Here is a 24,769-nt window from a genome sequence, read left to right as displayed (position 1 = left end):
GCCATTCTGGCCGGGGAGCTTAAAACATCACCCACGCCACCAGCGGTGCGATCAGCACCATCGTGACGCCCGAAAGCATCATCACCAGGCTCGCGACAACGCCCTCCTGCTGTCCCAGCTCATAGGAACGTGCCGTGCCCGCACCGTGCGACGCCGCGCCAAATCCCGCGCCTTTGGCCATTCCTTCCCGAATAGAAAGCCGCAGAAACAGCATATCGCCCACCGCCATCCCAAAGACGCCCGTCACCACCACAAACAGCGCCACCAGATCCGGCTGGCCACCGAGCGGTTTGGCGGCTGCCAGCGCAAACGGCGTGGTCACCGAACGCACCGCCAGGCTGCGCTGGATTTCATCCGACAGGGTAAACAGGCGCGCCAGCCAGACCGAGCTGCACACCGCCACCACCGTCGCGGTGACGACGCCCGCGCTGAGCGACATCCAGTGGCGTCTGATAATAGCGAGGTTGTCATAAACGGGTACGGCGAAGGCGATGGTCGCCGGGCCGAGCAGCCACAGCAGCCAGTGGGATTCGCCAATGTAGTTCTGCCAGGAGATATGGCCGAAGACCAGCATCAGCACCAGCAGGATCGGCGTAAAGACCAACGGCATCAGCGGCAGCGCGCGAAAGCGGCGATACAGGCGCTTGTTGGCAAAGTAGATGACAACTGTCGCAATCAGGCACAGCAGGCTTATCTGAAAGTTAGTCATGCTTCTGCCTGCTGATTTCAAAGCGATACACCTTATCCACCACCCAGGCGGTGGCGCCCAGCATCATCAGCGTGCTCAGGGCGATAACCGCAAAGATGCGCCAGCCGTCGACCATCAGCAGTTGTGCATAATTCACCACCGCCACCACGGCCGGCACAAAGAACAATAGCATCTCCGCCAGCAGCCAGCGCGCCCCGGCGCGCACCCAGTTAAGGGGCAACGCGCGACAGAGGATCAGCGTCAGCATCAGCACCATCCCCACCAGGTTGGCGGGTAAAGGCAGATGCAGCCAGTCGACAAGATATTCCGCGAAAACAAACAGTCCCGCGTAGAGCAGTACCTGAACCGGTACCTGAAGTCGTTGCACAACGGCAGGCGTAACACGGCTTAACGCCACGGCCATGGGGGTTTTCCTCAGAAATGAGACGAGGCGCCAGTATAGTGAGCGTACGGTATCGACTGAAATGAATTAAAATCATCGAAGGTATAGTTTCGAGGAATAATCATGGACATAAGAACGCTGCGCTATTTTGTCGAGGTGGTTCGCCAGCAAAGTTTTACTCGCGCAGCGGAGAAGTTATTCGTAACCCAGCCGACCATCAGCAAGATGCTGAAAAACCTCGAAGATGAGCTGAACTGTACGCTGCTGATCCGCGACGGGCGCAAGCTACTGCTGACCGATACCGGTCGCGTAGTGTTCGAGCGCGGGCTGGCCATTCTGGCAGAGTTCCGCCAGCTGGAGGCCGAGCTTGGGGACATCAACCACCTGACAAAAGGGCTGCTGCGGCTCGGTATTCCGCCGATGGTCGGCATGATGATGGCCGGGCCGATAAGCTTGTTTCGCCAGCGCTACCCCGGCGTTGAGCTAAAAATTTCTGAATTTGGCGGCCTGACCGTGCAGCAGGCGGTGATGAACGGTGAACTGGACGTGGCCATGACGGCCCTTCCCGTAGAGGAGGAAAGCGGCCTGGCGACGCTGCCGCTGTTCAGCCACCCGCTGTGCGTGCTGGTGCCGCGCTCCGGCGACTGGCTGAAGATAGACTCAGTAAAACCCGAGCTGCTCGGCGAACACCCGCTGCTGATTTACAACGAAGATTTTGCCTTAAGCCGCCAGCTGATGGCGCTGTTTAACCAGCACAACGTAAAGCCGCGCATTGCGGTGCGCAGCGGCCAGTGGGATTTTCTGGCGGCGATGGTACAGGCGGGCGTGGGGATTGCCATTCTGCCGCAGCCGATCTGCGAGCGGCTGGATAAAAACACGCTGCGCTGGATCCCGCTGGAGAGCGACCTGCACTGGCAGCTGGGGATGATCTGGCGTGAAGGGGTCTATCTGTCGCACAGCGCGCAGGCGTGGTTGCAATGCTGTGAGGGGTTTTGGGTGCCCTGACCCCTCACCCCAACCCCTCTCCCCATAGGGCGAGGGCTAGGGTGAGGGGGCAAAGCGCGCTACTGATTCTCTATCAACAACGCTTCCAGCAGGTCCAGATCGTGCAGCAGCTTTTGCAGCGTCTCGTTACTGATCTGCCGCGTCGCGCGCAGGTGATACAGCTCGGCACGCTCGGAGCGCAGCGCCGCCAGGCGGAAACGGCGTTCGAGGTTCTCTTCCTGCAACGAACTTTCCACGTCGTTACGTCCGTCAGCACGGCGACGCAAATTACCAATCACGCGTGAACTGACTTCCTTCAGCAGCTGGTTATCAATGTTCTCTTCGGCATCGGCGGCCAGACGCTCCTCCATTTTCTCGATGGCGACAATCGCCACTTCCGCCGTCGCCGCACGGGCAATCCGCTCTTCTTTGTGCTGCTGCGAGGAGTCACCCGCGTCAATATGTTGCAGCAGAATCGGCAGCATAATCACGCCGACAAACAGCGAGAAGAGGATCACGCCTGCCGCCAGGAACACCAGCTCGTAGCGCGCCGGGAAGACGTCGCCCGTCGGCAGAAGCAGAGGAATGGAGAGCACACCAGCAAGGGTGATCGCCCCGCGAACGCCCGCGAAAGAGGCAATCAGCAGCTCGCGCGTGGTCCACGAGCCAAACTCCATCGGCTTTTTGGTCAGGAAGCGAACGCTGAATTTCTTCATCGTCCACAGCCAGCCGAAACGCACCAGCATCAGCGCAAGGTAGATGAGCACGATATCGGTAAACAGCATCCAGACTTCAACGTTTGGATCCGCTTCGGCCGCAATCAGCGAGGATTCCATAATGCCCGGCAGTTGCAGACCCAACAGCAGGAACACCATGCCGTTAAACACAAACTCGAGCATAGCCCAGGTACTGTTCGCGCGCAGGCGCATCGCCAGCGGCGCGCGCCGCATAACGCCGGAGCGGGTGATGGTCATCCCCGCGGCTACCGCCGCCAGAATGCCCGACACGCCAATGTGTTCGGCAATCAGGTAAGAGGCAAACGGCAGCAGGAACAGCAGGACGATCTGCGTCGCCGGTTCATCACCACCCCAGCGGCTAAGGAAGCGCAGCGAGCGTCCGTACAGCCAGCTCACTACGAAGCCCGCGAGGATACCGCCAATCGCCACCTTGAAGAATTCCAGGGTCGCGCCGCCTACGGTAAAGACCATCGTGCCCATGGCAACCGCCACGGCAAACTTCAGGGCGACCAGGCCAGAGGCGTCGTTCATCAGCGCCTCGCCCTGCAAAATGCCCATGATTTTCTTTGGAATGCGCCCTTCACCCACAATGCCGGACAGCGCCACGGCGTCGGTAGGCGACAGCACGGCAGCCAGCGCAAAGGCGGGGATGAGCGGGATCCCTGGTACGGCCCAGTAGATCAGGAAACCAATCCCGACCACGGTGACGACCACCAGCGCCAGCGCCAGGCCGAAGATCTCTCGCCCGTGCTCCAGAAATTCGCGCGTCGGCGTTTTCCAGCCATCGGCAAACAGCAGCGGCGGGATAAACAGCACGAGAAACAGTTCCGGATCGAACTCCACGTGCAGACCGAACGTCGGCCACGCCAGCAGCGCGCCGATAGCTATTTGCATTAAGGGCAGGGGGACCTGGAAGGGCAGTACGCGTGTAACCACCCCGGATAATGAGACCACAAGGGTCATGATGAGTATTGTGAAGAAAATTTCCATGCGTTCCCTGTTTGCTGTGTTTCTTATAAGCCAAACCTGAGGCGTCGTGCCTCTTATTCTATCCTCTCCAGAGTAACGTAAAAGGCAACAGGATGAGTCCTGAAAATAAAAACGGGCGGCCTTAGCCACCCGTTTTCGCATAAAAAGTCAATTCAGATGGCCCAGCCGCCCGCGTAGAACGCCACCAGCGCAACGGCGATGACCACGGTCCCAATGTTCAGCTTGCGCCACTCACCGGAGACCAGACGCCCAATCACCAGCGAGGCGAAGCCGATCATAATGCCGGTCACGATGTTACAGGTCAGCACGATGAATACCGCAGTGATCAGGCCGGACATGGCATCAACAAAATCCGCGAAGTCGATTTTCGCCACGTTGCTCAGCATCAGCAGGCCAACGTACATCAGCGCAGGTGCGGTCGCGTAAGCTGGCACCAGATAAGAGAGCGGAGAGAGGAACAGGATCAGCAGAAACAGTACGCCAACGGTGATGGCCGTCAGGCCGGTTTTACCGCCCGCCGCCGTACCCGCTGCGGACTCGATGTACACCGCCGCAGGTGCCGCACCCACCAGACCAGAGAAAACGCTGCTCAGGGAGTCGGTGGTCAGCGCTTTGCCGCCGTCAATAATCTGTCCGTCTTTATCCAGCAGGTTCGCCTGACCGGCCACCGCGCGGATGGTGCCGGTGGCGTCAAATACCGCGGTCATTACCAGCGCCAGCACGCTTGGCAGGATCACCGGGTTCAGCGCGCCCATAATATCCAGGCTGCCAATCAGGGAGTTGCCTTTGTCATCGCTCAGCGACGGCATGGCGAAAATCCCGGAGAAATGAACGGTCGGGTCGAAGATCAGGCCGACGATGGACACGCCGATAATGGTCAGCAGAATGCCGCCCGGCACTTTCAGTTTTTCCAGGCCAATGATCACCGCCAGACCCACCAGCGACATGATCACCGGGAAGCTCGCGAAGTTACCCAACGCAACCGGCAGGCCGTCCAGCGGGTTCTTGATGACCAGGCCGACGCCGTTGGCAGCGATCAGCAGCAGGAACAGACCAATACCGATGCCGGTGCCGTGCGCCACGCCCTGCGGCAGGTTGCGCAAAATCCAGCTACGAATGCCGGTTGCTGAAATTACGGTGAACAGCACGCCCATCAGGAACACGGCGCCGAGCGCTACCGGGACGCTGATCTGCTGGCCCAGCACCAGGCTGAAGGCGGTAAATGCGGTCAGGGAGATGGCGCACCCGATCGCCAGAGGCAGGTTCGCCCACAGGCCCATCACAATCGAACCCACACCCGCAACCAGGCAGGTGGCAACGAAGACCGCCGCTGGCGGGAAGCCCGCTTTGCCGAGCATGCCCGGCACCACGATGACGGAGTACACCATCGCCAGAAACGTGGTCAGACCGGCAACAACTTCCTGGCGCACGGTGCTGCCGCGAGCAGAAATTTTAAACATGGCGTCAAGTGAACCGCCGGTACGCGCAGATGGCGTAGACATAGAAAACATCCCCTGAGAGTTTTTTAGGAAGTCCGTAAGCGAGGTGGAGACGCCACTGCCAGCTAAACGTCAAATCCTTGTGTTGCGTTTGCGACGAAAGGGCGTCACAGAAAAAGCAAACGTTTAGCTCCGCGCTTACAAACGGGTGGTCAAATTAAGGCAAACGATTATCTAGCCTAATACCCGCCCTTTTCAACTGAACTTTCTCGTTTTTCGCTAAAATTGCCTCATGACGATGAAGAATTAAGCAGAGGATGCGCAAACGTTATCGTCCATGCGCAATTTCGTTAAATTTCATCCCTCGCCGGGGATCGTCAGCGGGCCGCCTTTCGCAAGCGTTGTCTGCCAGCCCGGACGTGCCTCCACTCTCTGTTTCCACGCCGCTATGTGGTCGAGATTGTCGATGCCGCCTCTCGCCAGCAGGGCGAAGAGGGGAAAACTCATCTGGATATCAGCCATGGTCAGCGTGTCGCCGGCAAACCAACTGTTTTCGGCAAGATGATCGTTAATAAAGCGCGCATGCGTTTCCAGCTGGCGGTTGAGATACGCTTTTTGCACCCCCTGCCCCAGCGCCTTACCCAGCGTGCGCAGGCCAAACGGGACGGGTGGTTTGCCGAGGCTGTTAAACACCAGCTTCATTAACAGTAGCGGCATCAAAGACCCTTCGGCGTAATGCAGCCAGAAGCGATACTGCACTTTATGGGCGGGATCTAACGGTTTGAATCGTGACGCCGAATCATACGTTTCCTGAAGATATTCCAGAATCGCACCTGATTCGGCCAGAACCAGTCCGTTATCTTCGAGTACCGGGGATTTTCCCAGCGGATGCACTTTTTTGAGCGAGTCTGGCGCGAGCATGGTTTTTTCGCGCTGGTAGCGCACGATGTCGTACGTCAGATCCAGCTCTTCCAGCGCCCAGAGGACACGATGTGAACGAGACTGATTAAGGTGGTGGACCGTTAGCATGATGTTCTCCGATGATTCATACTTTTTAACTATAGAAAACTGAACAACTTCACGAAAAAAATTCGGCTAAAATCTCACCGTCTCCGGTGGCAAAAACGGCGGCCGGGCATAAAATTAAAGTGTCAGTACAAACCGGAACCTCCTTCACAAGCTCGACACGAGGTGTACTGATGTCGGGGGAAACCCTCCCGTGAGCCAGCGGGATAGAGAGAAAGACAAAGACCGGAAAAAACTAAAGCGCCCTTAGTGGCGCTTTAGTTCTTTATGTTTGTTGCCGGGTGGCGACTGCGCCTTACCCGGCAAACACCTCTCAATCCTCCTCCAGCAACCGTGCCCCTGTTCCCTGCTCGCCCAGCCTGTCACCCGGGTTACGCAGCGGGCAATCGCTACGTGATAAACACCCGCAACCAATGCAGCCATCCAGTTCATCGCGCAGAGCCACCAGCGTGTGAATACGACGATCCAGTTCTTCTCGCCACTGGGACGACAGCTGCTTCCACTCTTTCGCGCTCAGTGAGTGCCCTTCCGGCAATACGCCGAACGCGTCACCAATGGTGGCCAGAGGAATGCCGATACGTTGCGCAATTTTGATAATCGCCACGTAGCGGAGCACATCGCGCGTGTAGCGCCGCTGGTTTCCGGCGTTACGGATACTTTTTATTAACCCTTTGCTTTCATAGAAGTGGAGCGCCGACACCGCCACACCGCTTCGCTTAGCCACTTCACCGGGGGTTAACAGTGCTTTGATGCGCGGTAATCTCTTTTCCATAAAACCTCTTTACCTCAAGTTAACTTGAGGAATTATACTCCCCCGCAGAGAAAATGACGAATCAACCAGGACAGATGTCTCCACAGAGGGGTAACCTTATGTCGCATCAGCAAATTATTCAGACGCTTATTGAATGGATTGATGAACATATCGACCAGCCGTTGAACATTGATGTGGTCGCTAAGAAGTCGGGCTATTCGAAATGGTATTTACAGAGAATGTTCCGCACCGTAATGCATCAAACGCTGGGTGATTACATTCGCCAGCGCAGGCTCCTGCTGGCGGCGCAGGCGTTACGCTCAACGCAGCGGCCCATTTTTGATATCGCAATGGATCTGGGCTATGTGTCGCAGCAGACCTTTTCCCGCGTCTTCCGCCGCGAGTTTGACCGTACGCCGAGCGACTACCGCCATCAGCTCAATTAATGCGTGTTAACGCAAGGGTTGCTGCTGCCAGGCCATAAATGCCTGGGGCGGCATCGCTTTCGCGAAGTGCCATCCCTGGCAATACTGTACGCCACGCTTCAGCAGCCAGCTCACCTGCTCCCCCGTCTCGACCCCTTCCGCAATGGTTTTCAGCCGCAGGCTTTGCGCCATCTCAATGATGTGCTCGGCAATCAGGTGGCTGGTGCTGTTGGTGGTTAAGGTATCGATAAAGGATTTGTCGATTTTCAGGATATCGACGTTCAGCGAATAGAGGTTATGCAGGTTAGAGTAGCCGGTTCCGAAATCATCAATCGCCACTTCATACCCCGCCTGACGAAACGCCTGAATGACCGGCGTGGTTTTCGGCACGTCAATAAACCCCCGCTCCGTCACCTCAATTTTGATTTGCTGCGCTCGAACCGAGTAAAAGCGGGCTTTGTCGGAGATCAGGGCGATAAGACGTGAAGAGTGGAAATCTGACGCCGACAGGTTAATCGAGACATACAGATCGGGATGAGCGGCAAGAAAATGGCCCAGATCGCTGAACACCTCCTCCACGACGTAATCCGTAATGCGCTCAATCATCCCCTCTTTTTCTGCCAGTGGAATAAATTCCGCCGGGCTCATAACCTGACCGTTGAATCCAGGCCAGCGCAACAACGCCTCTGCCCCCACGCACTGGTTATTTTTAATATCAATGATGGGCTGATAATGGACGCACAGCTGGCGTTTATTCAGCGCCCGGTGCAGAAGTCGGCCAGGCGAATTGAATTCACGGTGTGTACGCGACCACACCAGCAGAATAATAATGCTGCAAATTATCCCTAGCGGTAGCGTCAGGGTAGCCTGATGATAAAGCGTTTTATAAAAACGGGCACTGGAGGTTGAAACGATGGCCGCAATGGGCCGCTGCTCTGATTTTACGATCGTATAAAAACGGTCATCTTTCTGAAAAGTCGTTTCCTGATGTCGAAGCATCGAATGCAATAAAGAAATATTACCTTTCTGGCTCACAGAAAAGAATGCATTGCTGACGGTGTCATACACTCCCCACGACAGGGAACGATCGTCTGACATCACCTCACTGTACGAAAGCGGGTTGACCACTGCGACATAATTTCCGCGCTGCATATATATCATTTTATAACCATTAAAAAATGGTGTATCGCGAAAATAATAGATAGCAACGTCGGGTTTACGTGTGTAATTGGCAGCGGGGATGATGTAAGGGTGTTCCGGCGTAAAAAGGGTCGAGCAGAGAAAGTCCTGGCCATCAGCATAAATTAAATCGGCAACAAAAAGGCGACCGCGGGAAACGTTCAACATATATTGACGATGCTCCGGCGTACACACTTTGCCCTGATATTTTTCCGCGTCTTTCCGGGCCAGGTCAACCTGTTGAATAACCCGTTCAGTTTTATTTAAAGCAAGTTCAGCAAACGTGCGCAGCTGGGCGCTGATTTCCGACACTGCACTAAGCTGGGCAAACCATAGCGCAAGCATCACCGGCAGCATAACTACCATGATAATCCCGACCACTTTGAGCATTTTGCGCCGCGCGCTACGATTCATTTCCCGCTCTGTATCCCTGCATGTTGTACGCCTGTAGCAATGAAGACCGGCTGCTTTGATAAACAGGTGATTACGTTGCATGAATCATAGGAAGTTAGCAACTGACTTTTGGTATTAAAAATCCTAAAATTCGTGATGCCGATAATATTTTCCCGTAAGCCAAACTAAAAGTATTCATTTCGTTTCTGATAAGGAAAATAATTACCCGCGACAGGTGTGGAAAATTCGCTGGCTGAAATAGCCTGCTCTTTGTTCTTATGCTGATTTATAAATAATCAGACGCCAGGACCGTTTTTCCTCTTCCCGTACGCTTGGCGTCATATAATGCCTTATCGGCACGCATCAGTATGGCAGAAGTATCTCGTTGCCCCTGACAGACTTCAACCACCCCGGCGCTGAAGGAGAGTACCAGCGTTTTATCGCCCACACGCAGCGGTTTTGAGATCAGCGCGGCACGCAGGCGAGAAGAGAGCAACGTAGCGGCCATACCATCCGTACGCGCCAGCAGAAGAACAAACTCTTCGCCCCCCACCCGTCCCAGCGCTGACCCGGCCGGGCTCACCTCGCGAATACGGTCGCAAAAGTGAATCAATGCCGCATCGCCAACCTGATGTCCCCACCGATCGTTAATCTGCTTGAAATAATCGAGATCGAACATCAGGAGACAGAAGTGGCTACTGACATCCTGCGGCGAACTGGCTGCCAGCGCCATTTTGAGCTGCTGTAAGATTGTCGAGCGATTCAGACAGCCCGTCAGATCGTCCGTGGTGGCTTTGACGGTCAGCTGCTGTTCTGCTTTTTTACGTTCGGTGATATCCAGGCCAATATTGAGAATGGAGTTATCCGGCAAAAGGATGTTTGACCAGAGAATCGTTAACTGCGTCCCGTCTTTACGCACCGGGTGCCATTCGTACATATCCTTAAGTGGTGCGAAACGAACCGACTCCTGCACGCGCTGTCGCTCCTCGGGATCCGGATAAAACAGGGCCAGCGGATCGGGGTGCTCGTCGATTTCAGTCATACTCCAGCCAAAGACTTTTTCGCATTCGGCATTCCACAATACACACCGGTTATGCCTGTCAAAGGCGTTCATTAATACCGGCGCACGCTCAAATAAGGTTTTATATTGCGTGACGACGCGCTGCATTTCTTGCGCCGTTTTTTCCCGCACGATGATGTCATCAAAATAATCTTTTAGCTTCTCAACCAATACCACCACGATATTTTTCAGTATCGGCAACGAAGTAAGTTTTCCATTAAAAGCCAAAAAGAAATAACCACTGCACTGTCTGCCATGCGCTGAGAGTTTACACAGGACGCCGCTTTGCAGCCGCGCATAGCCCGGGTGCTGAGGGGAAAATACCGCCCGGCCAATATGCGCTTTCCAGTAGATAACCCGCCAGGCGCGGTGATGCCGCTGCAACAGGGTGCTGGCAAGAAAATCCGCCACGTTGAAGGCGTGACACGTCACGTCGCCGGCACAAACCACGCGCGGCCCGTCTGCGGATTCGACACTGACCCACGAGAGATTTGCCCCCAGAGCGCTGTTGATGGTTTCCAGCATTTCCACCGGCGAACACTGCGCGTTGAGTTGCGGCATCAGCTTCGCCAGGGCGTGCAGCGCCTGCATGCTGTCGTTAATAATCTCGCGTCTTTGTTCTTTCATTATCTTTTCGCAGGTCATTAATCGAGAGAGCAACCGCAATAACTCATATCTGAATAAAAGAATAAGACCACGAAATCAAAGAGCATGCTGAGTGTAAAACAAAGAATATAAAATCCAAAAAAGGCAATTAATTCAATGCGATGAATTATTTCTGCGGGTACATTTATTGTTCCACACAAGCATAATCCATAGACATACTGCTGTAAACGCTATACAGCCGAAGGTGTTTTGCAAAGGTTTTGCTATCTGAATGAATTAAAAATAAAAATTCCGACCAGACGCGGATACGAGCGACGACGATATATTTTCCCTGGTAATAAACCCACTTTTACCTCACGCGGATACTGGCTAATAAAACAGCAAATGTGATATAGTTCACACATCTTATGTAACGAGAAACATTGTTTCATTCCAGTTCGTCTGTTTTGTCGAGGATGAGTTTTATGGCAACCATTACCACCAGCATGGTGCTCCTGCGCTGGCCGTTGTTGAGCGCGGTTTTGATGTTCCTGGCCAGCACGTTAAACATTCAGTTCCGAAAGTCCGACTACGCAGGTCTTGCTGTGATTAGCACCCTGTTAGGGTTAGGCGCCGCATGCTGGTTCGCAACAGGTTTGCTCGGTATTACGCTGGTGGATATAGCCGCCGTCTGGGAAAACATTAAAGTGGTAATGGTTGAAGCCATGAGCCACACCCCACCAGACTGGCCGATGGTGATTACCTGATAGCCTGTTATAAAAAAACCCAGACATTATCTGGGTTTTTTGTGTTTCACGCGTCTGGATATCAGAACGGGATATCGTCGTCGAAATCCATTGGCGGTTCGTTAGACGGTGCCGGAGCAGACTGCTGCTGCGGACGGGACTGCGCGCCGCCGCTAAACTGATTGCCGCCCTGCGGCTGCTGAGGCTGGCCCCAACCGCCCTGCTGCTGGCCGCCACCTGCCGGTGCGCCGCCGCCCTGACGGCCACCCAGCATCTGCATGGTGCCGCCAACATTCACCACCACTTCCGTGGTGTATTTTTCCTGACCGGATTGATCGGTCCATTTGCGGGTACGCAGTTGGCCTTCAATGTAAACCTGAGAGCCTTTACGCAGATACTCACCGGCCACTTCAGCCAGTTTGCCAAACAGCACAACGCGGTGCCATTCGGTCTGCTCTTTCATTTCACCGGTCGCTTTATCACGCCAGGATTCGGAAGTAGCCAGCGTAATGTTGGCAACTGCGCCACCACTCGGCATGTAGCGTACTTCCGGGTCCTGGCCCAGATTACCGACGAGAATCACCTTGTTTACGCCTCTGCTGGCCATGTTCGTGTCTCCTGAATACGTTTCTTAATAGTGTAAACGCGCGAGTGTACCATTTCCATGCGACACTTTGATAGTTGCGTAGCATGTTCCAGAGTTCTCTCGCGGACTCGACATTGTTACACAGTGAATCAGAAAATGCATTCCAATACTGTATATTCAAACAGGTCATTTTGTGTCATAATTAGCCGTTTCTGACAGCCGTTTGTCCTTCAAACAAATCAGGCAATCCGTGTTCCAACCGGGAAAGGTGAATGGATAAGATCGAAGTTCGGGGCGCCCGCACCCACAATCTCAAGAATATCAACCTCATAATCCCTCGCGACAAACTCATCGTCGTGACCGGGCTTTCGGGGTCTGGCAAATCCTCACTGGCTTTCGACACTTTGTATGCCGAAGGACAGCGTCGTTACGTTGAATCGCTCTCGGCGTACGCGCGTCAGTTCCTGTCGCTGATGGAAAAACCGGATGTCGACCACATTGAAGGGTTGTCTCCTGCTATCTCCATTGAGCAGAAATCCACGTCGCATAACCCGCGATCCACGGTCGGTACCATTACCGAAATCCATGACTACCTGCGTCTGCTGTATGCGCGCGTGGGCGAGCCGCGCTGCCCGGATCACGACGTTCCGCTGGCGGCCCAGACCGTCAGCCAGATGGTGGATAACGTGCTGTCGCAGCCGGAAGGCAAACGCCTGATGCTGCTGGCGCCGATCATTAAAGAGCGTAAGGGCGAACATACTAAAACGCTGGAAAATCTGGCAAGCCAGGGCTATATCCGCGCCCGTATCGACGGCGAAGTGTGTGACCTGTCCGATCCGCCAAAGCTGGAGCTGCAAAAGAAACACACCATCGAAGTGGTGATTGACCGGTTTAAGGTACGTGAAGATCTGGCGACGCGTCTGGCGGAATCCTTTGAAACGGCGCTGGAACTGTCGGGCGGCACGGCGGTGGTGTCAGACATGGACGATGCAAAAGCGGAAGAGCTGCTCTTCTCCGCCAACTTTGCCTGCCCGATTTGCGGCTACAGCATGCGCGAGCTGGAACCGCGCCTGTTCTCGTTCAACAACCCGGCGGGCGCGTGCCCGACCTGTGACGGCTTGGGCGTTCAGCAGTATTTCGACCCTGACCGCGTGATCCAGAATCCGGAGCTGTCGCTGGCGGGTGGCGCCATTCGCGGCTGGGACAAGCGTAACTTCTATTACTTCCAGATGCTGAAGTCGCTGGCGGAGCACTACAAGTTCGACGTTGAAGCCCCGTGGGCCAGCCTGAGCGCGAACGTACATAAAGTGATCCTGTTCGGTTCCGGCAAAGAGAACATTGAGTTCAAGTACATGAACGATCGCGGTGACACTTCCGTGCGTCGCCACCCGTTCGAAGGGGTGCTGCACAACATGGAGCGCCGCTACAAAGAGACCGAATCCAGCGCGGTGCGTGAGGAGCTGGCGAAGTTCATCAGCAACCGCTCCTGCGCCACCTGCGAGGGCACGCGCCTGCGCCGCGAAGCGCGACACGTGTTTGTCGAAAACACGGCGCTGCCGACCATCTCAGACATGAGCATCGGCCACGCGATGGACTTCTTCAACAACCTGAAGCTCTCCGGCCAGCGCGCGAAAATCGCTGAAAAAGTGCTGAAAGAGATCGGCGATCGCCTCAAGTTCCTCGTGAACGTTGGCCTGAACTACCTGACGCTTTCCCGCTCGGCTGAAACGCTCTCCGGCGGTGAAGCCCAGCGTATCCGTCTGGCGAGCCAGATTGGCGCAGGCTTAGTCGGCGTGATGTACGTGCTGGATGAGCCGTCTATCGGCCTACACCAGCGCGACAACGAACGCCTGCTCGGCACGCTGGTTCACCTGCGTAACCTTGGCAACACTGTGATTGTGGTTGAGCACGACGAAGACGCCATTCGCGCCGCTGACCACGTGATCGACATCGGCCCGGGCGCTGGCGTGCACGGCGGACAGGTGGTGGCAGAAGGGACGCTGAAAGACATTATGGCGGTGCCCGAGTCGCTGACCGGCCAGTACATGAGCGGCAAGCGCAAAATTGAAGTACCAAAACAGCGCGTGGCGGCGAACCCGGAAAAAGTGCTGAAGCTAACCGGGGCGCGCGGCAACAACCTGAAGGACGTGACCCTGACGCTGCCTGTCGGGCTGTTCACCTGCATCACCGGCGTGTCCGGTTCCGGTAAATCGACGCTGATCAACGATACGCTGTTCCCGATTGCGCAGACGGCGCTGAACGGCGCGACGCTGGCTGAACCTGCACCGTACCGCGACATTCAGGGGCTGGAGCATTTCGACAAGGTTATCGACATCGACCAGAGCCCGATTGGCCGTACGCCGCGTTCCAACCCGGCGACCTATACCGGCGTCTTTACGCCCGTACGTGAACTCTTTGCCGGCGTGCCGGAAGCGCGTTCGCGCGGCTACACGCCAGGACGTTTCAGCTTTAACGTGCGCGGCGGCCGTTGTGAAGCGTGCCAGGGCGACGGCGTAATCAAGGTTGAGATGCACTTCCTGCCGGATATCTACGTGCCGTGCGACCAGTGCAAAGGCAAGCGCTATAACCGTGAAACGCTGGAGATTAAGTACAAAGGCAAGACCATCCACGAAGTGCTGGATATGACCATCGAAGAGGCGCGCGAGTTCTTTGACGCCGTCCCTGCGCTGGCGCGTAAGCTGCAAACCCTGATGGATGTGGGTCTGACCTATATCCGTCTGGGGCAGTCAGCGACAACGCTGTCCGGTGGTGAAGCGCAGCGCGTGAAGCTGGCGCGTGAGCTGTCTAAACGCGGTACCGGTCAGACGCTGTACATTCTGGATGAGCCGACCACCGGCCTGCATTTTGCGGATATCCAGCAGCTGCTGGACGTGCTGCACCAGCTGCGCGATCAGGGCAACACCATCGTGGTGATTGAGCACAACCTGGACGTGATTAAAACCGCGGACTGGATTGTCGATCTCGGCCCGGAAGGCGGCAGCGGCGGCGGTGAAATCCTCGTCTCCGGTACGCCAGAGACCGTTGCAGAGTGCGAAGCCTCGCACACCGCGCGCTTCCTCAAACCGTTGCTGTAATCGTCACACGGAGAGCTGCTGTCGGATCGTTTCCGGCAGCAGTTCAACCGCCTGTTGATACGACGCATCCACCAGGTAGTAAATTTGCGAATCTGGCAGCGAGCCGTCGAGAAACACCGTACTCCAGTGTGCTTTATTCAGATGCTTGCTAGGCCTGACATCATCGTGCTGCTGGCGCAGTAAGTCGGCCAGTTCAGGACTGGTTTTCAGTGATGCCGCTGGCCGCGCATCCACCTCTTTCACCATCGCGAACAACACATCCCCCACTTTGATCTGCGTGGCTTTCCAGTCGCTGTGAACGCTTTGTTCCGCCCCCGGCTTGCTCATGCAGTACTGAAGTATCTCCGAAATTGTCATCTTTATTCCCCTTGTAGCGTTGCGATAATTTTACGCGAACCACCGTGAATGCGATGTTCTCCCAGCCAGATCCCCTGCCACGTTCCCAGCAGTAACCGTCCGTTGTGGACCGGCAGCATCAGCGAGACGCCCAGCAAAGAGGATTTGATGTGCGAAGGCATATCGTCCGCCCCCTCGTAATCATGCTCATACGGGGCGTTATCCGGGACGGTTTTCAGAAAATGCCGCTCCATGTCAGACCGGACGGTGGGATCGCAATTTTCATTGAGCGTGAGAGAAGCAGACGTGTGCTGAAGCAGCAGATGCAGCAAACCCGTTTTGACGCGCGACAGGTCGCGGATTTGCCCGATGACTTCGTCCGTCACAAGGTGAAATCCGCGTGGTTTTGCGCTTAAGGTCAGGGTCTGTTGATACCACATGTGCTGCTCCATTATGAAAGGTGAATCTTTCTAAGTGTGCAGCAAGAAAGCGAAAGGTAAAACCCGCGCAGCGAGATTTGCTTAAAAAAGCATTCACCCCGCCGTTAATGCATCAGTATTCAGAGTTAACGATCACCTCTTCACCAAATTTTCCGGCCATCGGCAGCGGTCGGTAGGTGGAGTTCGAGGCGCGTAACACCCTGATGCCTCTGGCTCCCACGTCGTGCGCCGCGGTGATGTCGTTATCTGAATCCCCGTAGAACACTTTGATATTTTTCTTTTCCAGCCACTGGGTTTTGGTGTTTTGCCCTTCCTGGTCCCCGGCAAAAATGACCGGATTCATGCTGGCCGCCGGGATCAGAAAATCATCCTGTAGCGTTTTCGAGACGGTTTCGGTTTTAGTCTGGCTACGTCCGGTCACGAAGTAAATGCTGTCGCCGCGCTTTACGTGCATGGCGATCAGCGCGCGGGCAACCTCTTTCGGGATACTGAACTCATCCCAGCCGTTGTTCATCTTTTCCCAGAATTCCGGGTTTTTCAGATAGGCTTCGCTGTCCGGGGAGTACGTTTTTTTGCCGCGCCAGAAACCGGGGCTGGAGAAGAGAACGGTATCGTCAATATCGAAGCCCACGGCCATCGGCGGGCGACCCGTCAGGCTGTTTTCAATTTGTGCCACTGAAACCCAGTGAATGGGGGCCTGTTCGGCAAGAATGGCGGCGGTGGTGCCGGTGTAAAGCGGCGTGGGTGCAGAAGCCCGCGCAACAACGGTACTATTAAGCGAGAACAATAAGCAGGCGGCGCTGAGCGCCAGTGTGATCTTGCGCATATTTTCCCCTGAATATTCAGTTTGTTATCTTTTTATTTTGAGCGGATGGTCAAAAAACTATCCGACCATAACCCCAGCGGGAGGGGAAGGAAAGGAGTTTTTACTTATGAAGCGGAATAAAAAGAAGACGATCACAAAGTGTGGATGAGTGATGTAGGCCCGGTAAGGCGCAGCCGCCACCGGGCAAGATTTTCTGCGGCCTGATGCCCTCACCCCAGCCCTCTCCCACAGGGAGAGGGAGATAATAAGTAGTGAGTACTTACATCACAGCTGCAAACGCCTGCGCCACGCGCTGGACGTTGCTGGCATTCAGACCCGCCACGCACATACGGCCGCTGGCGATCAGGTAGACACCGAACTCTTCACGCAGGCGATCGACCTGCGCTGCGCTCAGTCCGGTGTAGCTGAACATCCCGCGCTGCTTGAGAAGATAATCAAAGTTATGCCCAGGCACGGCCTCTTTCAGGACGTTAACCAGCTCCTGACGCATCGACAGGATGCGCTTACGCATCGCTTCCACTTCCGCAAGCCAGGTGGCTTTCAGTGTTTCGTCACCGAGAACTGTCGCCACCACCTGCGCACCAAAGTTCGGCGGGCTGGAGTAGATCCGGCGGACCGTCGCTTTCAGCTGGCCGAGTACGCGTCCCGCGGCTTCGGCGTCTTCACACACCACGGACAGACCGCCAACGCGCTCGCCGTACAGGGAGAAGATTTTTGAGAAGGAGTTGCTGACCAGAGCGGGAAGCCCCGCGCTGGCAATCGCGCGAATGGCGTAGGCGTCTTCTTCCATGCCCGCGCCAAAGCCCTGATAGGCGATGTCGAGGAACGGGATCAGGTTACGCGCCTTCAGTATCTCGATCACCGCATCCCACTGGGCATTGGTGAGGTCCGCACCCGTCGGGTTATGGCAGCACGGATGCAGCAATACGATGCTGCGCTCCGGCAGGGTGTTCAGTTTTTCCAGCAGCGCATCAACGCGCACGCCGTTGGTTTCGCTGTCGAACCACGGATAGGTTTCAACCTTAAAGCCCGCGCCCTCGAAGATCGCAACGTGGTTTTCCCACGTCGGGTCGCTGACCCACACGCCGGAATCCGGGAAGTACTTTTTCAGGAAATCTGCGCCTACCTTCAGCGCACCCGAGCCACCCAGCGTCTGGATAGTCGCTACGCGCTTTTGCGCGAGCACCGCGTGGTCCGCACCAAACAGCAGCGGCGCGATAGTGTTGCGGTAGGTGTTTAATCCTTCCATCGGCAGATAAAGCGAAGCACCGTGCGGGGTTGCGTTAAGACGCGCTTCAGCTTCAGCAACGGCTTTCAACTGAGGAATGATGCCGTCTTCGTTGTAGTAAAGACCAATGCTGAGGTTCACTTTGTCGCTGCGAGGATCTTCTTTGAAACGCTCCATCAAGGAGAGGATAGGGTCGCCGGCGTAGGCGTCTACTTTCTGAAACACGCGATGTTCTCCGGATTATTATGAGGCAGGGAATTCAACAATAAACCGGAAGCGGAAGAAGATCGAGGGGATGTTAACAGAAGCGGGATGCACCGCATCCCGCTCATGCTTAGTCGACGTATTTCATCGCGACCCTTGAGGTAAGACGCGTGATAAGTTCGTAAGCACTCACTTTTGTTATTTCAGCAATACGTTCTACCGGCAGGCCTTCGCCCCACATCACCGCATCGTCCCCCGCTTTATCCTGCGCGTCGGGCCCCAGATCAACACAAATCATGTCCATCGCCACGCGGCCGACAATCTTCACTTCACGACCGTTGACCAGCACCGGCGTGCCCGTTGGTGCGGCGCGGGGATAGCCGTCACCGTAGCCCATCGCCACCACGCCAAGACGGGTATCGCGCTCGCTGATCCAGGTGCCGCCGTAACCTACCGGCTCTCCCGCTTTGTGCTCACGCACGGCAATCAGCTTTGAAACCAGCGACATCACCGGCTTAAAGCCAAAGTCCGGCCCCCAGGGTTTGTTCTCCAGTGGCGATACGCCGTAAAGAATGATGCCCGGACGCGCCCAGTCGAAGTGCGACTGCGGCCACAGCAGAATACCGCCGGATGCCGCGATCGAGCGCATCCCCGGTTTGCCTTCGCAGAAGGTGTTGAAGATATCAAGCTGCTGTTCCGTTGCGCCGCATTCAGGCTCATCGGCGCGGGCAAAGTGGCTGACGATGTTTACCGGCTGACGCACATTTTTGCACTGACACAGACGCTGATAAAACGCCTCCGCGCTTTCCGGCCGCACGCCCAGACGGTGCATGCCCGTGTCGAGCTTCATCCAGACGGTGACCGGCTCGCTCAGTTCGGCCGTTTCCAGCGCGGCCAGCTGTTCTTCGTTATGCACCGCCGTGTGCAGGTGCTGATCGGCAATGGTCGGCAGGTCCGAGGCTTCAAAAAAGCCTTCGAGGAGCAGAATCGGTTGCGTAATTCCACCTGCGCGCAGGCGGAGAGCTTCTTCGAGACGGGCGACGCCAAAAGCGTCGGCATCGGGGAGCGTTCGCGCGGTCTCAAGAAGACCGTGTCCGTAAGCGTTCGCTTTCACGACTGCAACGAGCTTACTGGCGGGCGCCAGTTCTCGCAGACGTTGCAGGTTGTGTCGCAGAGCGCGGCGGTTAATAACAACAGTTGCCGCTTGCATTTGAATTCCTTAGAAATTACTCATCATCATATTGAGGACCGGCATAGTTGTCGAAACGCGACCACTGGCCGTTAAAGGTCAGACGTACCGTACCGATGGGGCCGTTACGTTGCTTACCAATAATAATTTCGGCGATCCCTTTCAGGTCGCTGTTCTCGTGATAAACCTCATCACGGTAGATGAACATGATTAAGTCGGCATCCTGCTCGATGGAGCCGGATTCACGCAGGTCGGAGTTGACCGGGCGCTTGTCTGCACGTTGTTCGAGAGAGCGGTTAAGCTGCGACAGCGCCACCACCGGCACGTGCAGCTCTTTGGCTAACGCCTTGAGCGAGCGCGAAATCTCGGCAATCTCCAGCGTACGGTTGTCGGAAAGCGACGGAACGCGCATCAGCTGAAGGTAGTCGATCATGATGAGACCGATGCCACCGTGTTCACGGGCGATACGGCGTGCGCGGGAGCGCACTTCCGTCGGCGTCAGGCCGGAGGAGTCATCAATATAGATGTTCCGTTTTTCCAGCAAAATCCCCATGGTGCCGGAGATCCGCGCCCAGTCCTCATCGTCCAGCTGACCGGTACGGATGCGGGTCTGATCCACGCGCGACAGGGACGCCAGAGAACGCATCATGATCTGTTCAGAGGGCATCTCCAGACTGAAGATAAGCACCGGCTTATCCTGCAACATCGCCGCGTTTTCGACGAGGTTCATTGCAAATGTCGTTTTACCCATCGACGGACGTGCGGCCACGATAATCAAATCCGACGGCTGAAGACCTGCCGTTTTCTTGTTGAGATCGTCATAACCGGTGTTCACCCCCGTCACGCCATCGTGCGGCTGCTGGAAAAGCTGCTCAATACGTGCGACGGTGGCGTCGAGCACATCGGCGATGTTTTTCGGGCCTTCGTCTTTATTCGCACGGCTTTCGGCGATTTTAAAGACGCGGGATTCCGCCAGGTCGAGCAGATCTTCGCTGGTGCGCCCCTGGGGATCGAAACCGGCCTCGGCGATCTCATTCGCCACCGAGATCATCTCGCGGACAACGGCACGTTCACGAACGATATCAGCGTAAGCGCTGATGTTCGCGGCACTTGGCGTGTTTTTTGACAGTTCTGCCAGATAGGCAAATCCGCCGACGCTGTCGAGCTGTCCCAGACGCTCCAGCGATTCTGCGAGCGTAATCAGGTCGATCGGGCTGCCCGACTCCTGCAAACGCGCCATTTCCGTAAAGATGTGGCGGTGCGGGCGGGTATAGAAGTCTTCCGCGACAACGCGCTCGGCGACGTCGTCCCAGCGTTCGTTATCCAGCATTAAACCGCCCAACACCGACTGTTCCGCTTCAATCGAGTGCGGCGGGACTTTTAACCCGGCGACCTGATAATCACGCTCACGAGGTTCAGTCTGTTTGTTGAAGGGTTTGTTTCCTGCCATAGTGAATGGAGTTACCGAGATAAAGAGTGGGTCGAAAGATTACCACATTCTGGAGGAAGCATGGCAACACGTATTGAATTTCACAAGCATGGTGGCCCTGACGTACTCAAAGCGGTGGAATTTACCCCCGCTGCGCCTGGCGAGAACGAAATCCAGGTGGAAAACAAAGCTATCGGCATTAACTACATCGATACCTATATTCGCGGCGGCCTCTATCCGCCTCCGTCGATGCCGAGCGGGCTGGGCACCGAGGCGGCCGGCATCGTCAGCAAAGTGGGCAGCGCGGTTAAGCACATTAAGGAAGGCGATCGCGTGGTGTACGCGCAGTCGGCGCTGGGCGCTTACAGCTCCATCCATAACGTTCCGGCCGAGAAAGCGGCGCTTCTGCCAAATGCGATCGGCTTCGAGCAGGCTGCCGCCTCATTCCTGAAAGGGCTGACGGTCTATTATCTGCTGCGCAAAACCTACGAAATTAAGCCTGACGAGCAATTCCTGTTTCACGCAGCCGCAGGTGGCGTGGGGCTGATTGCCTGCCAGTGGGCGAAAGCCCTGGGCGCGAAGCTGATCGGCACCACAGGCAGCGCGCAAAAAGCGCAGCGTGCGCTGGACGCGGGCGCATGGCAGGTGATCAACTACCGGGAAGAGAGCATCGTTGAGCGGCTAAAAGAAATCACTGGCGGCAAAAAGGTCCGCGTGGTGTATGACTCGGTGGGGAAAGACACCTGGGAATCTTCGCTGGACTGCCTGCAACGTCGCGGGCTGATGGTGAGCTTCGGTAACGCCTCCGGGGCTGTCACCGGGGTGAACCTGGGCATTCTGAATCAGAAAGGATCACTGTACGTCACTCGCCCTTCCCTGCAAGGTTACATCACCAACCGGGAAGAACTTGAGGAAGCCAGCAACGAGCTATTCTCGCTGATCGCCAGCGGGGTGATTAAAGTGGATGTGGCAGAGGCGCAGAAATATCCGCTGGCCGATGCGCAACGTGCGCATGAGGTGCTGGAGAGCCGGGCAACGCAGGGGTCAAGTCTGTTAATTCCCTGAGCCATAAAAAGAAATTGGGCTTCCCGTGGGAAGCCCTTTCTTTTTTTAGTTCGGCTGTATGTAGGGTACAGCTCGATGAATTCTTTAGCGGCAGCCATAGTGACAGATTCGATAAGTAAATCCTATTCTGTTCTAAGGATTGCTGCCGGAAAAGTTGCAGGTATGTGACGTACCCCTCAATACCTTAGTAACGGAAGCGGTTATTGCGCTGATAACTGGGCACTTTTGGCGATTTAATCGCCCGTATCACCCACACCACCGCCACGGCCAGCAGTAACCACGGCAGCAGTTTGATCGTCAGGGCAAATAAACCGCCGACAAACATCACCACCGTGGCCACTACGAGCGCGGCCAGGATGCCGAGCAGCGATACGCCCGTGACCATCAGCATGATAAAGAAGCCAATCACAAAAAGTAGTTCCAGCATGGTGCTCTCCCACGAGTTCCCGAATGATGCTGCGATCGTTACAAGAAACATGCCAAAAATAAGTTGTTGTTCTGAAAGCAAAACGCCCCGCAATGTCTTGCAGGGCGTGGCGTATTTGACCATCTTTTAGCGAAATTTAACGTTTATCCGCAACCAGACGCAGCGCGTGTTCCAGGACCTCAATATCCGCACCGGCCTTATGCGCGTTCTCGCTGAGATAACGACGCCACTGGCGCGCACCAGGAATGCCCTGGAACAGGCCAAGCATATGGCGGGTAATGTGGCCCAGATACGTACCATGACTCAGCTCGCGCTCAATGTACGGATACATGGCGCGCACTACGGCCACGGGATCGGTGTCAGCACCCTCAACGCCAAAGATTTCCCGGTCAACCGTCGCCAGAATGCCCGGATTCTGATACGCCTCGCGTCCGACCATCACGCCATCCATATGTTCGAGGTGCGCTTTGGCCTCGTCCAGCGACTTAATACCGCCATTGATCGACATGGTCAGGTGTGGGAAGTCGCGTTTCAGCTGGTACACGCGCGGGTAGTCCAGCGGCGGGATCTCGCGGTTTTCTTTCGGGCTGAGGCCTGAGAGCCAGGCTTTACGGGCGTGGATGATAAACATCTCGCATTCACCCTTCCCTGATACGGTGTTGATGAAATCACACAGAAACTCATAGCTGTCCTGGTCGTCTATGCCGATACGGGTTTTGACCGTGACCGGGATAGAGACGACGTCGCGCATCGCTTTGATGCAGTCCGCCACCAGGTGTGCATTTCCCATCAGACACGCGCCGAACATACCGTTTTGCACACGGTCGGACGGGCAACCGACGTTGAGGTTAATCTCGTCATAGCCGCGTTCTTCAGCCAGCTTCGCGCACTGCGCCAGCGCAGCCGGATCGCTGCCACCCAGTTGCAGCGCAACCGGATGCTCCTCTTCGCTGTACGCCAGATAATCGCCCTTGCCATGAATAATTGCGCCGGTAGTGACCATTTCGGTGTACAGCAGCGTATGGCGGGAGAGCTGGCGCAGGAAATAGCGGCAGTGTCTGTCCGTCCAGTCGAGCATTGGCGCAATGGAGAAACGGTGTGCAGGGAAAGCGGTCTGGAATTCTGACGACATGGCGAAGTTTTAAGCATCTGGTGGAAAAGGGGCGCTACTATAGCATAAAGAAAAGCCGGAGGCGCAGCGCCTCCGGTGGACTTTAGAACGTCATGCTCAACTGTGCCCCTGCGCCCCAGGTCTCGTCTTCGCCATAAAGCCCCATCAGGTCAACGTGGACGGCGTTGAACGGCGCGAAACCGACACCGCCGGTAAAGACGTTGCTGTCGTTCCCTTTCATATCCGCACGATAACCGGCGCGTACTGCCAGCCAGCTCAGCGGCGTGACTTCGGCACCGACGCCAACGTACTGGGAGGTGTCTTCGCTTTTAAAGCCCTTGGTTTCGGTCAGATCGCCGTCTGCGGTAAGCGTGACCAGATCGTTATGCCAGGCGGCCCCGGCAGTGACCAGCGGACGGATCTGATAGGTGTCTTTATAACTCACTACCTCTCCCGTGCGTCCGTTGCGAATGCGGATATCTTTGGTATCGATATCGCGCGACATCAGGTTTTGTCCGCTCACACCGACCGTCCAGTTTTCACCGAAATCAGCCGCAATACCGGCATCGACGTTGAAGCCAGTGTCGTCGGTACGGTAGCGGCTGTCGTTCCACTTATTACTGTCGTAATCGTAGATTGAGGTGGTGTAGTTATAGAGCCAGGTTTTTTGCAACTTCGGCGTGACGCCAACGGAAACCGGAACGCCGCCAAGATCGAACTGACGGGCCACCGCAATACCGTAGTCGGACACAATCGCCGCCCGACCAGACGCCGTAGAGTTAAGGTTTTTGGTGATCTGATCGGTACCGTTTAGCGCGGCATCCAGCGCCACACCGGCAGCCACCGCATCGCTTCGTTGTATACCGCGCAGATAATCAATGTCCTGCTGATCGATTGAAGAGCTGACCCGGCCATGGGCATAGCCTTTTGCCATAAAGGCCACGGAAAGAAGATCGTTAGGGATACTGACGGCAATCCCCGCCCCTGCGGTGGCGTGTGCGGTCTTGCCTTTCAGGTAGTCCAGTTCATCAGCGAGATCTTTCGCTGCGCCCTGGAACTGATTGATCGAACCTAATGGATTGGTGATAACTTCAATGGGGGTCAGACTATCAACCACATCCTTGTAATGATTGATTTTGTCGTTAATGGTATCAATCTCGTCCTGAAGATTGTCTTCATCGGTCACCTGCACGCCAACGGACGGCAAAATAACCGTCACATCATCCTCGGGCTTAGATTTTGCCAGCAACGCGGGGTTGATTAACGCCCCGCTGCCATAGCTCCCTGCCGCGACACCCGTTCCGCCCATTGCGTCGCTACGCGCTTCCGTCCAGGTATTGGCTGCTCCCGCCTGATTTGCCATAAAAAAGGAGACAGCGATGCTAAACATCGAAAATTTAAAATGTTTTTTCACAGTGTGCTCGTAA

At 55.8% G+C, this 24,769-nt stretch carries 23 protein-coding genes; 5 read left to right on the top strand and 18 right to left on the bottom strand.

What is annotated here, in order from left to right:
• Positions 1-19: 19 nt before the first annotated feature.
• Together SK47_RS21630 and SK47_RS21625 are read right to left on the bottom strand one after the other, a co-directional pair.
• Positions 20-709: an LrgB family protein gene (locus SK47_RS21630; protein ID WP_022650232.1), complete on the bottom strand. Its 690-nt coding sequence runs from the start codon at positions 707-709 to the stop codon at positions 20-22.
• Entirely contained in the window at positions 702-1,112 is a 411-nt protein-coding gene (locus SK47_RS21625; RefSeq protein ID WP_048245138.1) for a CidA/LrgA family protein, read from the bottom strand. Before SK47_RS21625 ends, SK47_RS21630 begins: the two co-directional genes overlap by 8 nt.
• Positions 1,113-1,214: 102 nt before the next feature.
• On the opposite strand from SK47_RS21625, the gene SK47_RS21620 reads away from it, so the two are divergent.
• Positions 1,215-2,096 (top strand): LysR family transcriptional regulator, encoded by an 882-nt coding sequence (locus SK47_RS21620; RefSeq protein WP_003860268.1) that lies wholly within the window; start codon positions 1,215-1,217, stop codon positions 2,094-2,096.
• A gap of 59 nt (positions 2,097-2,155) precedes the next feature.
• On the opposite strand, the gene SK47_RS21615 is transcribed toward SK47_RS21620, so the two are convergent.
• The 4 genes from SK47_RS21615 to soxR form a co-directional block, all read right to left on the bottom strand.
• Positions 2,156-3,802: a Na+/H+ antiporter gene (locus SK47_RS21615; protein WP_003860270.1), complete on the bottom strand. Its 1,647-nt coding sequence runs from the start codon at positions 3,800-3,802 to the stop codon at positions 2,156-2,158.
• 152 nt (positions 3,803-3,954) lie between these two features.
• A complete protein-coding gene (gene ghxP / locus SK47_RS21610) occupies positions 3,955-5,304 on the bottom strand; it encodes a guanine/hypoxanthine transporter GhxP (protein ID WP_003860271.1) in 1,350 nt (449 codons plus the stop codon).
• 294 nt (positions 5,305-5,598) lie between these two features.
• Positions 5,599-6,270 (bottom strand): glutathione S-transferase family protein, encoded by a 672-nt coding sequence (locus tag SK47_RS21605; protein WP_023324014.1) that lies wholly within the window; start codon positions 6,268-6,270, stop codon positions 5,599-5,601.
• Between the two features lie 310 nt (positions 6,271-6,580).
• Positions 6,581-7,039 carry a redox-sensitive transcriptional activator SoxR gene (soxR, locus tag SK47_RS21600; RefSeq protein WP_003860275.1) on the bottom strand — a complete coding sequence of 153 codons (459 nt, stop codon included), beginning with the start codon at positions 7,037-7,039 and terminating at the stop codon, positions 6,581-6,583.
• Between the two features lie 98 nt (positions 7,040-7,137).
• Here soxR and soxS point away from each other — a divergent pair, with 98 nt between their 5' ends.
• Positions 7,138-7,464: a superoxide response transcriptional regulator SoxS gene (gene soxS / locus SK47_RS21595; RefSeq protein WP_003860277.1), complete on the top strand. Its 327-nt coding sequence runs from the start codon at positions 7,138-7,140 to the stop codon at positions 7,462-7,464.
• A 6-nt stretch (positions 7,465-7,470) separates the two neighbouring features.
• Here the strand turns inward: soxS and SK47_RS21590 are convergent, their stop codons facing one another.
• On the bottom strand, positions 7,471-9,036 hold the full coding sequence (locus SK47_RS21590; protein ID WP_045337027.1) for an EAL domain-containing protein: 1,566 nt from the start codon (positions 9,034-9,036) through the stop codon (positions 7,471-7,473).
• Between the two features lie 265 nt (positions 9,037-9,301).
• Positions 9,302-10,702 (bottom strand): sensor domain-containing diguanylate cyclase, encoded by a 1,401-nt coding sequence (locus tag SK47_RS21585; RefSeq protein ID WP_003860281.1) that lies wholly within the window; start codon positions 10,700-10,702, stop codon positions 9,302-9,304.
• A gap of 443 nt (positions 10,703-11,145) precedes the next feature.
• Here SK47_RS21585 and SK47_RS21580 point away from each other — a divergent pair, with 443 nt between their 5' ends.
• A complete protein-coding gene (locus tag SK47_RS21580; protein WP_003860282.1) occupies positions 11,146-11,427 on the top strand; it encodes a YjcB family protein in 282 nt (93 codons plus the stop codon).
• Positions 11,428-11,488: 61 nt separating this feature from the next.
• Here the strand turns inward: SK47_RS21580 and ssb1 are convergent, their stop codons facing one another.
• Positions 11,489-12,013: a single-stranded DNA-binding protein SSB1 gene (gene ssb1, locus SK47_RS21575; protein WP_003860284.1), complete on the bottom strand. Its 525-nt coding sequence runs from the start codon at positions 12,011-12,013 to the stop codon at positions 11,489-11,491.
• Positions 12,014-12,264: 251 nt separating this feature from the next.
• Here ssb1 and uvrA point away from each other — a divergent pair, with 251 nt between their 5' ends.
• The gene (gene uvrA / locus SK47_RS21570; RefSeq protein ID WP_003860287.1) at positions 12,265-15,087 is read left to right on the top strand and encodes an excinuclease ABC subunit UvrA; all 2,823 of its coding nucleotides are present in this window, start codon (positions 12,265-12,267) and stop codon (positions 15,085-15,087) included.
• A 3-nt stretch (positions 15,088-15,090) separates the two neighbouring features.
• Here the strand turns inward: uvrA and SK47_RS21565 are convergent, their stop codons facing one another.
• From SK47_RS21565 to dnaB, 6 genes are all read right to left on the bottom strand, one after another.
• Positions 15,091-15,444 (bottom strand): MmcQ/YjbR family DNA-binding protein, encoded by a 354-nt coding sequence (locus tag SK47_RS21565; protein ID WP_003860288.1) that lies wholly within the window; start codon positions 15,442-15,444, stop codon positions 15,091-15,093.
• A 2-nt stretch (positions 15,445-15,446) separates the two neighbouring features.
• Complete coding sequence (locus SK47_RS21560; protein WP_022650227.1) at positions 15,447-15,863, bottom strand: secondary thiamine-phosphate synthase enzyme YjbQ; 417 nt, start codon at positions 15,861-15,863, stop codon at positions 15,447-15,449.
• 112 nt (positions 15,864-15,975) lie between these two features.
• On the bottom strand, positions 15,976-16,689 hold the full coding sequence (gene aphA / locus SK47_RS21555) for an acid phosphatase AphA (RefSeq protein WP_003860292.1): 714 nt from the start codon (positions 16,687-16,689) through the stop codon (positions 15,976-15,978).
• A 259-nt stretch (positions 16,690-16,948) separates the two neighbouring features.
• Positions 16,949-18,142, bottom strand: coding sequence for an aromatic amino acid transaminase (tyrB, locus tag SK47_RS21550; RefSeq protein WP_022650225.1), 1,194 nt, complete (start codon positions 18,140-18,142; stop codon positions 16,949-16,951).
• Between the two features lie 109 nt (positions 18,143-18,251).
• Complete coding sequence (gene alr / locus SK47_RS21545) at positions 18,252-19,331, bottom strand: alanine racemase (protein WP_003860296.1); 1,080 nt, start codon at positions 19,329-19,331, stop codon at positions 18,252-18,254.
• A 16-nt stretch (positions 19,332-19,347) separates the two neighbouring features.
• Complete coding sequence (dnaB, locus tag SK47_RS21540; protein WP_003860298.1) at positions 19,348-20,760, bottom strand: replicative DNA helicase; 1,413 nt, start codon at positions 20,758-20,760, stop codon at positions 19,348-19,350.
• Between the two features lie 60 nt (positions 20,761-20,820).
• Between dnaB and SK47_RS21535 the strand changes: the two genes are divergently transcribed.
• Complete coding sequence (locus tag SK47_RS21535; protein ID WP_047654329.1) at positions 20,821-21,804, top strand: quinone oxidoreductase; 984 nt, start codon at positions 20,821-20,823, stop codon at positions 21,802-21,804.
• Between the two features lie 184 nt (positions 21,805-21,988).
• Here the strand turns inward: SK47_RS21535 and pspG are convergent, their stop codons facing one another.
• The 3 genes from pspG to traF form a co-directional block, all read right to left on the bottom strand.
• Entirely contained in the window at positions 21,989-22,231 is a 243-nt protein-coding gene (gene pspG / locus SK47_RS21530; protein WP_048245137.1) for an envelope stress response protein PspG, read from the bottom strand.
• Between the two features lie 136 nt (positions 22,232-22,367).
• Positions 22,368-23,363: a tRNA dihydrouridine(20/20a) synthase DusA gene (gene dusA, locus SK47_RS21525; RefSeq protein ID WP_003860304.1), complete on the bottom strand. Its 996-nt coding sequence runs from the start codon at positions 23,361-23,363 to the stop codon at positions 22,368-22,370.
• A gap of 82 nt (positions 23,364-23,445) precedes the next feature.
• Positions 23,446-24,732, bottom strand: coding sequence for a conjugal transfer protein TraF (gene traF / locus SK47_RS21520; RefSeq protein ID WP_176602923.1), 1,287 nt, complete (start codon positions 24,730-24,732; stop codon positions 23,446-23,448).
• Positions 24,733-24,769: the final 37 nt, after the last annotated feature.

Origin of the sequence: Enterobacter sp. BWH52, from assembly GCF_001037565.1 — a bacterium.
GTDB classification, from domain to species: domain Bacteria; phylum Pseudomonadota; class Gammaproteobacteria; order Enterobacterales; family Enterobacteriaceae; genus Enterobacter; species Enterobacter hormaechei_C.
The sequence above is the reverse complement of the archived record's forward strand: the minus strand, read 5'-3'. Positions and strand labels throughout refer to the sequence as shown.

Bases quoted from the DNA above. Each gene is read 5' to 3' on its own strand.
- SK47_RS21605 (WP_023324014.1), bottom strand. From the start codon at position 6,270: ATGCTAACGGTCCACCACCTTAATCAGTCTCGTTCACATCGTGTCCTC.
- pspG (WP_048245137.1), bottom strand. From the start codon at position 22,231: ATGCTGGAACTACTTTTTGTGATTGGCTTCTTTATCATGCTGATGGTC.
- SK47_RS21565 (WP_003860288.1), bottom strand. From the start codon at position 15,444: ATGACAATTTCGGAGATACTTCAGTACTGCATGAGCAAGCCGGGGGCG.
- soxS (WP_003860277.1), top strand. From the start codon at position 7,138: ATGTCGCATCAGCAAATTATTCAGACGCTTATTGAATGGATTGATGAA.
- ghxP (WP_003860271.1), bottom strand. From the start codon at position 5,304: ATGTCTACGCCATCTGCGCGTACCGGCGGTTCACTTGACGCCATGTTT.
- SK47_RS21620 (WP_003860268.1), top strand. From the start codon at position 1,215: ATGGACATAAGAACGCTGCGCTATTTTGTCGAGGTGGTTCGCCAGCAA.
- SK47_RS21615 (WP_003860270.1), bottom strand. From the start codon at position 3,802: ATGGAAATTTTCTTCACAATACTCATCATGACCCTTGTGGTCTCATTA.
- SK47_RS21585 (WP_003860281.1), bottom strand. From the start codon at position 10,702: ATGAAAGAACAAAGACGCGAGATTATTAACGACAGCATGCAGGCGCTG.
- SK47_RS21590 (WP_045337027.1), bottom strand. From the start codon at position 9,036: ATGAATCGTAGCGCGCGGCGCAAAATGCTCAAAGTGGTCGGGATTATC.
- aphA (WP_003860292.1), bottom strand. From the start codon at position 16,689: ATGCGCAAGATCACACTGGCGCTCAGCGCCGCCTGCTTATTGTTCTCG.
- soxR (WP_003860275.1), bottom strand. From the start codon at position 7,039: ATGGAAAAGAGATTACCGCGCATCAAAGCACTGTTAACCCCCGGTGAA.
- traF (WP_176602923.1), bottom strand. From the start codon at position 24,732: ATGTTTAGCATCGCTGTCTCCTTTTTTATGGCAAATCAGGCGGGAGCA.
- dnaB (WP_003860298.1), bottom strand. From the start codon at position 20,760: ATGGCAGGAAACAAACCCTTCAACAAACAGACTGAACCTCGTGAGCGT.
- alr (WP_003860296.1), bottom strand. From the start codon at position 19,331: ATGCAAGCGGCAACTGTTGTTATTAACCGCCGCGCTCTGCGACACAAC.
- SK47_RS21580 (WP_003860282.1), top strand. From the start codon at position 11,146: ATGGCAACCATTACCACCAGCATGGTGCTCCTGCGCTGGCCGTTGTTG.
- SK47_RS21625 (WP_048245138.1), bottom strand. From the start codon at position 1,112: ATGGCCGTGGCGTTAAGCCGTGTTACGCCTGCCGTTGTGCAACGACTT.
- ssb1 (WP_003860284.1), bottom strand. From the start codon at position 12,013: ATGGCCAGCAGAGGCGTAAACAAGGTGATTCTCGTCGGTAATCTGGGC.
- dusA (WP_003860304.1), bottom strand. From the start codon at position 23,363: ATGTCGTCAGAATTCCAGACCGCTTTCCCTGCACACCGTTTCTCCATT.
- SK47_RS21560 (WP_022650227.1), bottom strand. From the start codon at position 15,863: ATGTGGTATCAACAGACCCTGACCTTAAGCGCAAAACCACGCGGATTT.
- uvrA (WP_003860287.1), top strand. From the start codon at position 12,265: ATGGATAAGATCGAAGTTCGGGGCGCCCGCACCCACAATCTCAAGAAT.
- SK47_RS21535 (WP_047654329.1), top strand. From the start codon at position 20,821: ATGGCAACACGTATTGAATTTCACAAGCATGGTGGCCCTGACGTACTC.
- SK47_RS21630 (WP_022650232.1), bottom strand. From the start codon at position 709: ATGACTAACTTTCAGATAAGCCTGCTGTGCCTGATTGCGACAGTTGTC.